11 protein-coding genes are annotated in these 13584 nt (G+C 70.7%); 4 read left to right on the top strand and 7 right to left on the bottom strand.

Annotated elements, in window-relative coordinates; all coding sequences use genetic code 11:
• Nucleotides 1–19: 19 nt before the first annotated feature.
• The 3 genes from H4Q84_RS14335 to H4Q84_RS14325 form a co-directional block, all read right to left on the bottom strand.
• The gene (locus H4Q84_RS14335) at nt 20–925 is read right to left on the bottom strand and encodes a hydroxymethylglutaryl-CoA lyase (RefSeq protein WP_248579770.1); all 906 of its coding nucleotides are present in this window, start codon (nt 923–925) and stop codon (nt 20–22) included.
• A complete protein-coding gene (locus tag H4Q84_RS14330) occupies nt 922–2817 on the bottom strand; it encodes a biotin carboxylase N-terminal domain-containing protein (RefSeq protein WP_248579769.1) in 1896 nt (631 codons plus the stop codon). Before H4Q84_RS14330 ends, H4Q84_RS14335 begins: the two co-directional genes overlap by 4 nt.
• A 92-nt stretch (nt 2818–2909) precedes the next feature.
• The gene (locus H4Q84_RS14325; protein WP_248579768.1) at nt 2910–4499 is read right to left on the bottom strand and encodes a carboxyl transferase domain-containing protein; all 1590 of its coding nucleotides are present in this window, start codon (nt 4497–4499) and stop codon (nt 2910–2912) included.
• Nucleotides 4500–4644: 145 nt separating this feature from the next.
• Here H4Q84_RS14325 and H4Q84_RS14320 point away from each other — a divergent pair, with 145 nt between their 5' ends.
• Complete coding sequence (locus tag H4Q84_RS14320; protein ID WP_248579767.1) at nt 4645–5205, top strand: TetR/AcrR family transcriptional regulator; 561 nt, start codon at nt 4645–4647, stop codon at nt 5203–5205.
• Here H4Q84_RS14320 and H4Q84_RS14315 read toward each other — a convergent pair.
• The 4 genes from H4Q84_RS14315 to H4Q84_RS14300 all read right to left on the bottom strand — a co-directional run bounded on the left by H4Q84_RS14315 (nt 5193) and on the right by H4Q84_RS14300 (nt 9770).
• Nucleotides 5193–5384, bottom strand: coding sequence for a hypothetical protein (locus H4Q84_RS14315; RefSeq protein WP_248579766.1), 192 nt, complete (start codon nt 5382–5384; stop codon nt 5193–5195). The two genes, H4Q84_RS14320 and H4Q84_RS14315, sit on opposite strands and share 13 nt — an antisense overlap.
• A gap of 114 nt (nt 5385–5498) precedes the next feature.
• Nucleotides 5499–5924: a MepB family protein gene (locus H4Q84_RS14310; protein ID WP_248579765.1), complete on the bottom strand. Its 426-nt coding sequence runs from the start codon at nt 5922–5924 to the stop codon at nt 5499–5501.
• A 460-nt stretch (nt 5925–6384) separates the two neighbouring features.
• Nucleotides 6385–7065, bottom strand: coding sequence for an SWIM zinc finger family protein (locus tag H4Q84_RS14305; protein WP_248579764.1), 681 nt, complete (start codon nt 7063–7065; stop codon nt 6385–6387).
• Nucleotides 7062–9770 (bottom strand): DEAD/DEAH box helicase, encoded by a 2709-nt coding sequence (locus tag H4Q84_RS14300; protein ID WP_248579763.1) that lies wholly within the window; start codon nt 9768–9770, stop codon nt 7062–7064. The genes H4Q84_RS14305 and H4Q84_RS14300 overlap by 4 nt, the downstream gene beginning before the upstream one ends.
• A gap of 124 nt (nt 9771–9894) precedes the next feature.
• Here H4Q84_RS14300 and H4Q84_RS14295 point away from each other — a divergent pair, with 124 nt between their 5' ends.
• From H4Q84_RS14295 to H4Q84_RS14285, 3 genes are all read left to right on the top strand, one after another.
• Complete coding sequence (locus tag H4Q84_RS14295) at nt 9895–10098, top strand: hypothetical protein (protein WP_248579762.1); 204 nt, start codon at nt 9895–9897, stop codon at nt 10096–10098.
• A gap of 378 nt (nt 10099–10476) precedes the next feature.
• Nucleotides 10477–12348, top strand: a complete 1872-nt coding sequence (locus tag H4Q84_RS14290; RefSeq protein ID WP_248579761.1) for a glycosyltransferase — start codon at nt 10477–10479, stop codon at nt 12346–12348.
• Nucleotides 12345–13556 (top strand): acyltransferase, encoded by a 1212-nt coding sequence (locus tag H4Q84_RS14285; RefSeq protein WP_248579760.1) that lies wholly within the window; start codon nt 12345–12347, stop codon nt 13554–13556. The genes H4Q84_RS14290 and H4Q84_RS14285 overlap by 4 nt, the downstream gene beginning before the upstream one ends.
• Nucleotides 13557–13584: the final 28 nt, after the last annotated feature.

Genomic DNA, 13584 nt, shown 5'->3' with positions numbered 1-13584 from the left:
TCCTCGCTGCGCTCGCACCTCAACCAGCGGGGGAGGTGAGCGCGCGTACGACGGCCGACGGGCTCGGCCGGCCGAGGTGGCCCGCCATCCACGCGCTGGTGGCGACGACGGCGTCGAGGTCGACCCCATGCTCGATGCCGAGGCCGGTGAGCATCCAGACGAGGTCCTCGGTGGCGAGGTTGCCGGTGGCGCTCTTGGCGTAGGGGCAGCCGCCGAGCCCGCCGGCGCTGGCGTCGAAGGTGGTGATGCCCTCCTGCAGCGCGGAGTAGGCGTTGGCGAGGGCCTGGCCGTAGGTGTCGTGGAAGTGCATCGCGAGCTGGTCGGTGCCCATGCCGGCCTCGCCGAACGCACCGATGAGCTGCTTGACGTGACCGGCCGTGCCGACGCCGATGGTGTCGCCGAGGCTGAGCTGGCCGGCGCCGAGGTCGAAGAGGCGCTTGCCGACGGAGACGACCTGCTCGACGGGTACGTCGCCCTCCCACGGGTCGCCGAAGCACATGGAGACGTAGGCGCGCACGTCGAGACCGGCCTCGCGGGCGCGCCGTACGGTCGGCTCGAACATCGCGAACTGCTCGTCGAGGCTGCGGTTGAGGTTCTTCTGCGCGAAGGTCTCGGTCGCGGAGCCGAAGATGGCGATGTGCTTCAGGCCGAGCTCGAGCGCACGGTCGAGGCCGCGCTCGTTGGGCACGAGCACCGGCAGGTCGCGGCCCTCGTCACCCAGGGTCGTCATCACCTCGGCGGCGTCGGCGAGCTGCGGGACCCACTTCGGGTGCACGAAGCTGGTGGCCTCGACGATCGGCAGCCCGGCCGCGACCAGCCTGCGGATGAACTCCACCTTCACGCCGGCCGGGACGACGGTCTTCTCGTTCTGGAGGCCGTCGCGCGGGCCGACCTCGTAGATCGTGACGCGCGTCGGGAGGCTCATTGGTCGACACCTTCCACTTCTTCGACGACGAAGAGCGTGGCGCCGAGCGAGACCTGCTGGCCCACGACGGCGTCGACCTCGCTGATCGTGCCGGCGAACGGCGCCTTGAGGGTCAGCTCCATCTTCATCGCCTCCATCGCACCGAGTACGTCGCCCTCGGCGACCTCCTGGCCGACCGTGACCCGGACGTCGAGCACGGTGCCGGGCATCGGGGCGGTGATCGACCCGTCGCCGACCTCGACCGTGTCGGCGAGGCGGTCGGGCCGGACGAAGACGTGGCGCTGGCCCTCCCAGGCCACCTCCATGACGTGCGGCTGCACGTTGACCACCGCGCGCACGCGGCGTCCGTCGACGATCGCGTCGAGCACGTGGTTGTCGGCGGAGAGCTGCCGAACGGGCACGCCGTCGACGGTGCCGGCCGCGCGGTCGACGACCACGGGACGGTCGAGCTCGACCAGGGTCGGCGCGGGCGGGCCGCCGAGCCGGAAGCCGTCGGCCTGGAACGCATGGCCCCTGTCCATCGAGGTGATCATCGCCGAGACCCAGGAGACCAGCAGTCGGGGCAGGTCGTCGCCTGGCGCGGGCACGTCGGTGCCGATGTCGACCCGGTCGAGCCAGGCCGTATCAATCGCGGCGTCGCGGAACTCGTCGCTCGCCACCAGCGCCCGCAGGAAGCCGGCGTTGGTCGTGAGCCCGAGGATGGAGGTGTCGTCGAGGGCTGCGACCAGTGCCTGCCGGGCACTCTCGCGGTCGGGCCCGTGGGCGATGACCTTGCCCAGCATCGGGTCGTACGCCGTACTCACGACCTGGTTGGACTCGAGCGCATGGTCGACGCGCACTCCCTTGCCGGAAGGCCATCTCACGATGCTCGTCGCCCCGGCCTGCGGCAGGAACCCGCCGAAGGAGTCCTCCGCATAGACCCGGGCCTCGATGGCGTGCCCATCGAGGCGTACGTCGTCCTGGCTGACCGGCAGCGGCTCGCCGTCGGCCACCCGCAGCTGGAGCTCGACGAGGTCGAGGCCAGTCACCATCTCGGTGACGGGGTGCTCGACCTGGAGGCGGGTGTTCATCTCCAGGAAGTACGTCTCGCCCGTATCGGCATCGAGCAGGAACTCCACGGTGCCGGCGTTCTCGTAGCCGACCTCGCGGGCCAGGGCGACGGCGGACGAGGTCACCTGCTGGCGCTGCGCGTCGGTGATCGTGGGCGCGGGGGCCTCCTCGAGCACCTTCTGGTGCCGGCGCTGGGTGGAGCAGTCGCGTTCGAAGAGGTGGACGACGTTGCCGTGCCCGTCGGCCATCACCTGGACCTCGATGTGGCGGCCGCTCTGCACGTATTTCTCGACCAGGATCGTGTCGTCGCCGAACGCCGAGCTGGCCTCACGCTTGGCCGACGCCATCGACTCGACGAAGTCGGCGGCCGCGCGCACGATGCGCATGCCCTTGCCACCACCGCCGGCCGCTGCCTTGACCAGGACCGGGTAGGCGAACGTCGACGGGTCGTCGTCGAGGGAGTACGCCGGCACGACCGGCACCCCGGCCGCCAGCGCGATCTCGCGGGCGGCGTCCTTGCGGCCCATCTTGTCCATCACCTCGGACGACGGGCCGACGAGCTTGATGCCAGCCGTCTCGAGCGCACGCGCGAAGGCCGCCCGCTCGGAGAGGAAACCGTAGCCCGGGTGCACCGCGTCGGCGCCGCTCTCTCGCGCGGCGGCAACGACGGCGTCGATGTCGAGGTAGCTGTCGACCCGCATCGCGAGGTCGGCGGCGACGACGTGCGGCGCCCCGGCGTCGAGGTCGGTGTGGATCGCGATGGTGTGGATGCTCATCCGCTGCGCGGTGCGGAAGACGCGCAGGGCGATCTCTCCACGGTTGGCGACCAGGAGCGATTTCATGACGAGCAGACCTTTCCCTGAAGGCTCGGGGTCCCCGTGGCGTTGTTCGTGGAGGAGCGAAGCGGGGGAGCGATGAACGTCATGGGGTGAGCTCACATCCGGAAGACGCCGTACGACGGCGCCGGGATCGGGGAGTTGGCGGCGACCGCCAGCCCCATGCCGACGACGCGGCGGGTGTCGGCCGGGTCGATGATGCCGTCGTCCCAGAGGCGGGCCGTCGAGTAGTACGGCGAGCCCTGGTGCTCGTAGGTGTCGCGGATCGGCGCCTTGAACGCCTCCTCGTCCTCGGCGCTCCACTGCTCGCCGGAGCGCTCGATGCCGTCGCGGCGCACGGTTGCGAGCACGGACGCGGCCTGCTCCCCACCCATCACGGAGATGCGCGCGTTAGGCCACATCCACAGGAACCGCGGGTCGTAGGCCCGACCGCACATGCCGTAGTTGCCGGCGCCGAACGAGCCGCCGATGACAACGGTGAACTTGGGTACGACGCTGCACGCCACCGCCGTGACGAGCTTGGCGCCGTCGCGCGCGATGCCGCGGTTCTCGTACTCGCGGCCGACCATGAAGCCGGTGATGTTCTGCAGGAACAGCAGCGGGATGCCGCGCTGGTTGCACAGCTCGATGAAGTGCGCGCCCTTGAGCGCCGACTCGCTGAACAGGATGCCATTGTTGGCGATGATGCCGACCTGGTGGCCGTGGATGCGCGCGAAGCCGCAGACCAGCGTCTCGCCGTACAGCTTCTTGAACTCGTGCAGGCTGCTGCCGTCGACGATGCGGCGGATAACCTCGCGCACGTCGTACGGCGTGCGGGTGTCGGCAGGGATGACGTCGTAGAGGGTGGCGGGGTCCTCGAGTGGCTCCTCGACGTCGGCCACGTCGGGAGCGACGTAGCCCTCGTAGCGAGAGCCGTGCCGCGGCAGCGTGTCGACGATGCCACGCACGATGTCGAGCGCGTGCGCGTCGTCGTCGGCCAGGTGGTCGACGACGCCGGAGGTGCGGGCGTGCACGTCACCGCCGCCGAGCTCCTCGGCGGTGACGACCTCACCGGTCGCGGCCTTCACCAACGGCGGGCCGCCAAGGAAGATCGTGCCCTGGTTCTTGACGATGACGGTCTCGTCGGACATCGCCGGCACGTAGGCGCCGCCGGCGGTGCAGGACCCCATCACGCTGGCGATCTGCGGGATGCCGCGCGCCGACAGGTTGGCCTGGTTGTAGAAGATCCGGCCGAAGTGCTCGCGGTCGGGGAAGACGTCGTCCTGCATCGGCAGGAACGCACCACCCGAGTCGACCAGCGCGATGCACGGCAGGAAGTTGTCGGACGCGATGGTCTGCGCGCGCAGGTGCTTCTTGACGGTGATCGGGTAGTAGGTGCCGCCCTTCACCGTCGCGTCGTTGGCGATCACCATGCACTCGCGGCCGTTCACCCGGCCGATGCCCGTGACGATGCTGGCGCTCGGCACGGCGTTGGCGTCGCCCTCGTCGCGGCCGTACATGCCGTACGCCGCGAGCGGGCTCAGCTCGAGGAACGGGCTGCCCGGGTCGAGCAGCCGGTCGACCCGGTCGCGCACCAGCAGCTTGCCGCGGTCGGTGTGCTTCTTGCGTGCACTCTCGGAGCCACCCTGACGGGCGACCGCCAGCTTCTCGCGCAGCTCGTCGACGAGCTCCCTCAGACCATCCGCCATGTCCGCAAGGTTAGCGTTCGTTAACCTGAACCGCCATCCGCCGGGGAGGTAGTCCGGGGCAATTCATACCTCCACCGGCCACCCGAGGTGCATTTTGCCCCGGACTACCCCGCGAAGCCCGGTTAGTGACCGCTAACCTGAGCGGGTGAGCAGCCGCCGCGAGCAGATCCTCGACACCGCCGCCGACCTGTTCGCGGCGCGGGGCTTCCACGGCGTCTCCATCGCCGACCTGGGTGCGGCCTGCGGGATCTCCGGGCCGGCGATCTACAAGCACTTCGCCTCCAAGGACGCCGTACTCGCGGAGATGCTGGTGTCGATCTCCAAGGAGCTGCTGCGGGTGGGCAGCGAGCGGGTCGGCAACCACGGCCCGGGTGACTCTCTGCGTGCGCTCGTCGACTGGCACACCGACTTCGCGCTGCGCCACAAGCCGCTGATCATCGTCCAGGACCGCGACTGGGAGTCACTGCCCGACGACGCACGGGAGGAGGTGCGGTCGCTCCAGCGGGAGTACGTCGACCTGTGGGCCGCGCAGCTGCGCAAACTGCACCCCGGCATGCCGCTCGACCGGGCCCGCGCGATGGCGCACGTGGTGTTCGGGCTGATCAACTCGACCCCGCACAGCGGGCTGCTGCCCGAGGAGGCCATGCGCGAACTGCTGCCGACGATGGCCCTCGCCGCCCTGGGCGTCGAGCCTCAGACCAGGTGATCGATCGCCCGATCGGGGTCGTCGGACACCTCGAGGATCCGGGCCGCCCGCAGCGCCGCGTCGAGGCCGGTGTCGAGGTCGTCGACCGCCCCGCCCGTCTCGGGATCCGCGGGTGAGCCCAGCGCCTGGAGCCGAGCCAGCAGGTCGTCGCGCGCCAGGCCCCGCAAGAGGATCAGCACGAAATGATCTGTTCGGCGGTCTTGGTCCAGACGAAGGGGTGGGCGCGGTCGTTCCAGCCGCTATGAAGGTATCGAGAACCGGAACGACTCCGCTTTCCAACGTGCTGAAATCAACTAGACCGCCTCAAAGAGGCGGCGTGCCCTTTCCGCGTCGATTTCCCCGCCATTCAGGTCGAGGAAGAACTCGCATTGCCACCACTGAGACCGCTTCGCTTGCGAGTTCGCCGTCGATGACCACGGCGGGTACACGCGAAACCCGCGCTTCCCACCCACCCCGTCAACCGAAACGATCCCGTGCTCCACGAGCGCACTCTTCGGAAAAACGAACAACCCGAAACCGTCGCCCTCTCGAACGGTGATCACCAACGATCGCGCACCGTCCCCGGCCGACAACGGCTCGGTCGAACCATCAGCAGCACGCCGCCACACCGTGACGAACAATCCCACCTTCCGCGGCGTGAGCTTGCCTACGCGAAACCGCGTCTCGCCGGTGACGGAAACCACGGCACCGTAGTCGACATTGTCGGGCTCCGACTCCATGGCCAACTGCTCCGCACCGAATAGATCAGACGCCCTCACCGCAACAGCCACATCCGGATGCAGAACAACAGACACCGCAAACCTCCGATCCGCACGACCCTGGAGGAAATCCCGGACCAACGCTCGCAGCCTAGGTTGCGACCACGCAACGCCCCGCACAGTGGGTCTCGCTTTAGATTGCCACCCTGGGTCCGAGGTCAGCTGACAATCGAGCGCCCGTACGACGACTCAAGAATCCTGTGTTTCCGGGTTTAGCGACAGTCCCACCGCACGGAGACGCTCGTGTCGAGGCCCGATATGGTCTCTGTGAGTCCTGTTCAAGGGTATGGCTCCGTCGGCATGCCGTTGTGGAGTGGTTCTGAGGCGGCCGGTATCCGCCAGCTTGGGGACGATTAGCCTCGCCTTCGCGGTCTCGGTGCTGTCCTCAGGCCCTGAGCAACGCCTGACTGCCCTTCAACACTCAGACGAGGTGGTCGATCCCGCGGTCGGGGTCCTCGGACACCTCGAGGATCCGCGCCGCCCGCAGCGCGGCGTCGAGGCCCGTGTCGAGGTCGTCGACGGCCACGCCGGGCTCGGCCGAGTCGGCCGCCGAGCCCAGGCTCTGCAACCGCGCCAGCAGCTCGTCGCGCGCCAGACCCCGCAGCAGGATCAGCACGAACGGGTCGGCCGCCACCAGCCAGCCGACCTGGGTGCCGACGGCCAGCGCGTGCCGGCACGGGTCCATCCAGGCCGAGCACGAGCAGGTCCACGACAGCTCGCCCGCGAACGGCAGCAGCTCGACGCCCGACTCCTCGACCGCCTCGACGAACGGGTGTGGCAGGTCGCCCGCCATCAGGCTCGCGATGCGGCCGGCGCCGGCTGCGACCACGTCGACCAGCATCGCGGTGGCCGCATCGTCGAGCCGTTCGACCCCGCCCTCGACCGTGAACGTGTCGTCACCCTCGTCGACCGGCGCCACGAACCGGCCTTCGGAGACCACGATGTGCCCGACCGCCGCGCGTCTGGCGAGTGCCTTGCCGGCGCGGAGGTCCTCGACGGAGTAGGCCGACTCCTCGATGGTGCGCCCCCAGGCCTTGCTCCACCAGGTCGACCCGCGCCCGCCCGACCGCGGCCGGAAGCGGGGGTGGGTGACCGCGCTCATGTGTCGACCAGGGACGACTCGGCCTGCGGCCGCAGCTCCACGAGGTCACGCAGCTCGGAGTTGGACAGCTCGGTCAGCCCCGCCTCACCGCGCGCGAGCACGGAGTCGGCCAGCGCGCGCTTGCGGGTCAGCAGCTCGGCGATCTTGTCCTCAATCGTGCCCTGCGTGACGAGCCGGTGCACCTGCACGGGCTTGGTCTGGCCGATCCGGTAGGCGCGGTCGGTCGCCTGGTCCTCCACGGCGGGGTTCCACCAGCGGTCGATGTGCACGACGTGGTCGGCGCGCGTGAGGTTGAGGCCGGTGCCACCGGCCTTCAGCGACAGCAGGAAGACCGGCATCTCACCCGCCTGGAACCGCGCAACCATCCTTTCCCGCTCTCGGACGGTCGTGCCGCCGTGCAGGAACTGGTGGGGTACGCCGGCCGTGACGAGGTGGCGCTCGAGCAGCCTCGCCATGGCGACGTACTGGGTGAAGACGAGCACGGCACCGTCCTCGGCGAGCACGGTGCCGAGCACCTCGTCGAGCAGATCGAGCTTCTCGGAGCGCCCGGCCAGCCGCGGGTTGGCCTGCTTGAGGAAGTGCGCCGGGTGGTTGCAGATCTGCTTGAGCCCCGTGAGCATCTTGAGCACCAGGCCGCGGCGAACGTCCTCGTCGGCGCGCTCGATGCGCTCCATGCAGTCGCGCACGAACGACTCGTACAGCACGACCTGCTCTCGGGTCAGGCCGAGCAGGTGGTCGGTCTCGGTCTTGGCTGGCAGCTCGGGCGCGATGCCCGGGTCGGACTTGCGTCTGCGCAGGAGGAACGGCCCGATCAGGTCGGCGAACTGGCGCGCCTTGTCGGGGTCGACACCACCCTCGATCGGCGCGGCCCACACCTTGCGGAACGCGTTGCGGCTGCCGAGCAGGCCGGGCGTCGCCCAGTCGAGGATCGCCCAGAGCTCGGTCAGGTTGTTCTCGACCGGGGTGCCGGTCAGCGCCACCCGCGCCCGGCTGCGGACCGCACGCAGGGCCTGGGCAGTGGACGATCGCGGGTTCTTGACGTGCTGCGCCTCGTCAGCCACGACCATGTCGAAGCCGACCTGGTCGAGCGCGGCCGCGTCGTTGCGCATCGTGCCGTAGGTGGTCAGCACGAACCCTTCGGTCACGCCGTCGAGGTCGCGGCCGGCGCCGTGGTGGCGGCGTACGACGACACCGGGGGCGAAGCGCCGGATCTCGGCCTCCCAGTTGCCGAGCAGGGAGGCCGGGCAGACGACCAGCGTGGGCCCGGACCCACGGTGCAGGTGCAGCGCGATCAGGGTGACGGTCTTGCCGAGCCCCATGTCGTCGGCCAGGCACGCGCCGAGGCCGAGCGACGTCAGCTCGGCGAGCCAGGTCAGCCCGTGCTTCTGATAGTCGCGCAGCTCGGCTCGCAACGCCGGCGGGATCTCGACCGGCTCGCGGGTCGCCGCGTTGACCAGCCGCTCGCGCACCTTGAGCAGCGAGGCGCCGACGATGACCTGCTCGGGCATGTCCTCGATCTCGGCGACCCCGGTCAGTGCGGCCGCCAGCGCCTGCACGGGCTTGACGGTGCGAACCAGTCGCTTCTTCGCCTTGCGTGCGATGCGCGGGTCGACGATCACCCAGTTGTCGCGCAGCTTGAGCATCGGGCTGGCTGCCTTCGCGAGCTGCGCCATCTCGTCCTCGCTGAGCGGCTCGCCGTGCAGCGCGATCTGCCAGTCGAACGAGAACAGCGCGTCGGCCCCGAACACCCCTGTCTGCAAGGGCTCCTCGCGCTTGCCGGGCGCGCGCTTGTGGTCGAGTACGGCGGTGGCGGTGAGGTCGCGGCCCAGGCTCCGGGGCCACAGCACACTGATGCCGCGCTGCTCGAGGGCTCCGACTCCGTCGTCGAGGAGGCTGACCAGCTCGTCGGTGTCGAGGGTGAGCTGGTCGGGCACGCGCAGCTCGAGGAACCGCTCCAGCACCGGCCACGCGTCGGCCGCGGCCCGCAGGGCAACGCTGGCGTGGGTGCGGGCCCGGTCACCGAACCCGTGGCTGGCATCGGGCCCGGACTCGGTGAACAACACCCCGGCGTCGGAGACGTGCAGCGGGTTGCGCTCGTCGTGCACCTGCAGCACCAGCCGGACCGTGCCGGCCGTCAGCTCCTCGTCGGCGGCCTCGACGCGCAGCGAGAGGCTGACCAGCTGGGGCCGGTTGTCGGGCACCGCGGTGCGGTGCTTGGCGAGCCGGGCCTGGAGACGGTTGGCGTAGTCGCCGAGGGGTTCGGCGCGCTGGACCAGCCGGGCCCGCTCGGTCGACCGGGCGTGCGGGGCGCTGCGCGGCATCGCGTCGACCACCGCGTCGATCATCCGGCGGGCGATGCCCTCGGCCCCGGCGGCGTCGAGCTCGCCGTACGCGAGGGAGACACCGAGCCGGGAGATGCGTTCCTCGTCGTCGGACCCCAGCCCGACCGGCCGCCAGCGCCCCTGCTCCGGATCGGGCTGGAACTTGCCGGCCGCCACCAGCCGCATGCCGAGCAGCGCGGCCCCGGCGAGCAGCCGCACGCTCGGGTGGGTCTGGTCGCCGGCCTGCGCCTTGGTCAGCACCGGCAGGGCCGCCCGCACGGGCAGGCTGACGGTGCGCCGGTCGTCGCGGAACTCCACGACCCCGTCGCGTGGCGGCTCGCCGGACAAGAAGGTGGCGGCGCCGGTGACGGGGACGAAGCTCACGCAGGAGACCTCTCGGCTGGAGTGGGGACCCTGACGCTAACGCTCCCCGCCGACAGTTCGTTCCTGCAAGGACTCCGTCACCGTCGCCGGCGCCGTCAGGGCCGCCGGTGACGACCAGGGTGCCGTGGCTGCGGTGCTCGAGAAGTTCGGCCTCGCTCCCGATCTGCTCAACGGTGTCCTGGCCCAGGTGCCCGGCGACATGGCCGACTCGTTCGCGACGGTCTTCATCGTCGCCACGATCCTGGTCGCCTGCTGCCTGATCCCGGCGGCGTTCCTGCCTCGTAAGAAGGTCGCCCCGGTCGACCCGGCCGCGATGATGGGGCACTGAGCCCAGTCCAGCGACAACCGTCACGGCCGCCCCCGGTTTCCGGTGGGCGGCCGTGCTGCATTTGGTGGCGCTGCACACACCTAGCGGCCGCTCAGGCGGGGCCGTGCCCGGAACACGCGCCCTCGACTTGAATCCGGCACCCCATTCTCGGCACGGTGGGTAGCTCGCCCCGCCGGAGGCTTCTGATCCGGCCCCGCGCCTCACGCAGTGCGCGCGCCCGCCCCTCACCCCGATCGCCAGATCGACCGATCCGTGTCCGAGAGGTCCGATGTGTCCCTGATTTCCCCTCCCCGAACGACGCTGTCCCGAAGAGCCCTTCCCCGCAGTCCCCTCGAACAGGCCCGAGCCGTCGCCAGCCGCGTCGGTTCGCACGACGACGTGCTGCGGCCCCGGCGCCGGCGCCCGCTGCGTCGCGAGATCGTCGCGGTCATCGTCCCCGCCTGGGCCGAGCCCGGGCACGAGCAGGGCCACGACGTGACCGCCTACGCCCGCGCCCCCGAGGCCGTGGCCGACGAAGCCGCCCACCTGCTGGCGGCGTACCTCCAGCGCGACGAAGTCGTCACCGCCACCGACGACGGCCGGCTCGTCTTCCGCCTCCGGCGCGCCGACCGGGCCGCCAAGCCCGTGCGGCTGCAGGAGATGGCCTACCACGCGATCGAGGTCTTCGACCGGCTCGGCTTCCACGCCGGCGTTGTGGACCTCGGCGTCGGCTGGGCGCCGATCACCGCCAAGCAGGGCCCCGACGAGGCCCGCGAGCAGGCCGCCAAGGCGGCCGCCGAGTCCGTGTCCCAGCGCGACCTCCAGCCCCGGCAGCAGGGCGTGCACGTGCGCGACCGCCAGCCGCACGTCAGCTGGTGGACCGGCAGCCGGCAGGTCATCGCCGCCACCGTCGGCAGCGTGCTGCTTCCGTTCTTCGCCCTCGTGGCGGCGTACCGGTTCGGCCTCGACCTGTCCGGCGGCCTGTACTGGGCGCTGGTCGGGGCCCTGCTCGTCACGGCCGCCACCATCTGGGCAGAGAGCGCGCACGCCCTCGATCCGCCGCGCGTTCCCGACGTCCCCGAGGGCCCCGCGCCGCGTGCCAGCGCCCTGATCGCGGCGTACCTGCCGAACGAGGCCGACTCGATCGTCGAGACGCTGCAACACTTCCTCCGCCAGCAGTACGACGGCGGGCTCCAGGTCGTGCTCGCCTACAACACGCCCGCCCCGATGACCGTCGAGGCGGAGCTCGAGGCGATGGCCGCGGAGCACGACGCGCTGACCATCGTCAAGGTGCACGACAGCACGTCCAAGGCGCAGAACGTCAACGCCGCCCTCCGGGTGGCCGACGGCGAGTTCGTCGGCATCTTCGACGCCGACCACCACCCGATGCCGGGCGCGTTCGACCGCGCATGGCGCTGGATCGCCGACGGCGCCGACGTCGTCCAGGGGCACTGCGTGATCCGCAACGCGGGCGACTCGTGGCTGACCCGGCTGATCGCGGTCGAGTTCGAGCAGATCTACGCCGTCTCGCACCCGGGTCGCGCAGCGCTGCACGGGTTCGGCGTCTTCGGCGGGTCCAACGGCTACTGGCGTGCCGCCGCGCTGGAGCGGATCCGGCTGCGCGCGTCGTACCTCACCGAGGACATCGAGGCCTCGATGCGCGTCCTGGAGGCCGGCGGCCGGCTGGTCAACGACCCCGGGCTGATCAGCCGCGAGCTGGCGCCCGACACCGTCTCCGCGCTGTGGAGCCAGCGGATGCGCTGGGCGCAGGGCTGGTTCCAGGTGTCGTGCCGGCATCTGTGGCCCGTCCTGAAGTCGCCGCGACTGAGTCTGCGCCAGAAGGTCGGCGTGAGCTACCTGCTCGGGTGGCGCGAGGTCTACCCGTGGATCGTGATGACCGCGTGGCCCCTGCTGGGCTTCCTAGCCTGGCGCGACGGCGGGCTCGACCTCAGCTCGCCGCTGTTCTTGCTGGCCACTCTGTTCGTCTCGGTGTCGGGGCCGCTCCAGACGCTGGCGGCCTGGCGACTGTCGGCGCCCGAGCTGAAGGCGCACCCGCGCTGGTTCGTGTACGCCGCGATAGCCAACCTGCTCGCCTACACCGAGTTCAAGAACCTGATCAGCCGTGTTGCGCACCTCAAGCAGCTGCGCGGGGAGCACAAGTGGGTGGTGACTCCGCGCACCGCGCAGAGCACAGCCAGCTCCGATGACAAGCCCACAGACGACAGGGACACCACCGTCACGATCGGTGCTCCCGAGGAGGGGGCCGCATGAGCGCCACCGATCTCACCGCCCGCCGTCCGGACGCCGTCCAGACCACAGCGGGCCCGCGTACGACCTACCCCCTCGGCTGGCTGCGCGGACTCGCCGCGCTGGCCGTCGTGTTCTTCCACGCCTACCAGCACAACCGCACCGGCACCGGCGCCGACGGAGTGTGGCCGTTTTCTGGCGGCGCCCACCGGGCAATGCTCGGCACCGAGCTGTTCGTCGAGATGTTCTTCGTCCTGTCGGGCTTCGTGCTCTGGCTGCCCGTCGCCCGGGCGGCTCTCGGCAACGGCCCCGAGCGGCCGGGCTGGGTGCTGCTGTTCCGACGGACGGCGCGGTTGCTGCCGCTCTACTACGTCGTCGTGCTCGTCGTCTGGACCACGACCAACCCGTCGTTGCCCGGGCACTGGCAGGACCTGCTGATGCACCTGACGTTCACCCACGTCTACAGCGACGACTACATCTTCTGGACCATCGGCCCCGCGTGGTCGCTCGGCGTGGAGTTCCACTTCTACGCGCTGATGGCGCTGTCCGTGCCGCTCGTGGCCGCAGGAGTACGCCGCGCGAGCAGCCGCCGCGGTCACCTGGCCGTGGCCTCGGCGCTGCCGGTCGTCCTGACCGTCGCTGGCCTGGGCTACCTCGCCTGGAACATCCTGGTCAGCCAGCCGCCGATCGAGAACTGGTCGACGTGGTTCTCCCCGATCTCCCGGGGCGCCTCCTTCGGACTCGGCACCGCACTCGCGGTCGCCGTGGCCGCCGGTGTCCGCCTCGGCGCCTGGGCGCGCGGCGTGCTCGCCGTCGTCGGTCTGGCCGCGCTCGTCGCTCTGGTGGCGACCCGGCCGCAGACCATCGCGGGCGAGTGGTGGCACCCGGCGTACGCGCTGGCGATCACCGTCGCGATGGCCGCGATCGTGCTGCACGACGGACCGTGGCCGCGCGCGCTCGAGTGGAGGCCGCTGGCCTGGGTCGGCGGACTCGGGTACGGCATCTACCTGATCCACGAGCCCGTGATGCGGTTCCTCGGCAGCATCGGCGCGCTGCCCGAGGCCCGACCGGGAGCCTTCTTCGTCTTCACCGCCGTGTTGGTCGCGATCCCGTCGATCGCGCTGGCCTGGGTGAGCTCACGCACCGTCGAGGTCGCGGGCCTGAAGCTGCTGTCGCTGATCGACCGCGACGGCACGCCGCGCGACTACTACGACCACGTGAGGACGCGGTAGCCGAAGCCTGTCCCCCGGACACCCGGGT

Origin of the sequence: Nocardioides sp. InS609-2 (genome assembly GCF_023208195.1) — a bacterium.
Lineage (GTDB): Bacteria > Actinomycetota > Actinomycetes > Propionibacteriales > Nocardioidaceae > Nocardioides.
The sequence above is the reverse complement of the archived record's forward strand: the minus strand, read 5'-3'. Positions and strand labels throughout refer to the sequence as shown.